This is a genomic window from Nocardia higoensis NBRC 100133, assembly GCF_000308595.1.
GTDB lineage: Bacteria > Actinomycetota > Actinomycetes > Mycobacteriales > Mycobacteriaceae > Nocardia > Nocardia higoensis.
The window spans coordinates 1-452 of record NZ_BAGA01000041.1 but is presented as its reverse complement, the minus strand read 5'-3'; the positions used below and the strand labels follow the sequence as shown (position 1 = coordinate 452).

General features: G+C 52.4%; 1 rRNA gene. It reads right to left on the bottom strand.

The window, feature by feature from the left end:
* A 23S ribosomal RNA gene (locus ON26_RS05040) occupies positions 1 to 278 on the bottom strand; the annotation flags it as partial.
* Positions 279 to 452 lie beyond the last annotated feature (174 nt).

The window sequence follows — 452 nt, the reverse complement described above, 5'->3', positions numbered from 1 at the left end:
GGTTTAGCCTCATCCGCTTTCGCTCGCCACTACTCACGGAATCACTATTTGTTTTCTCTTCCTGTGGGTACTGAGATGTTTCACTTCCCCACGTTCCCTCCACACACCCTATATATTCAGATGCGGGTAACACGACATCACTCGTGCTGGGTTTCCCCATTCGGAAATCCTCGGATCTCAGCTCGGTTGACAGCTCCCCGAGGCTTATCGCAGCCTCCTACGTCCTTCATCGGCTCCTGGTGCCAAGGCATCCACCGTACGCTCTTAAACACTTACTAACAAAGATGCTCGCGTCCACTGTGCAGTTCTCAAACAACACACCCACTCGAACCTGTTCCGAAGCCGGCCAGGAACAAGTCCCTGCGGTACTAACCGGAGATCCGAGCGGATCGTATCTTTTGCCTGGAAAGAACGTCTGTTCTTTCAGGACCCAACAGTGTGTCGATATATCC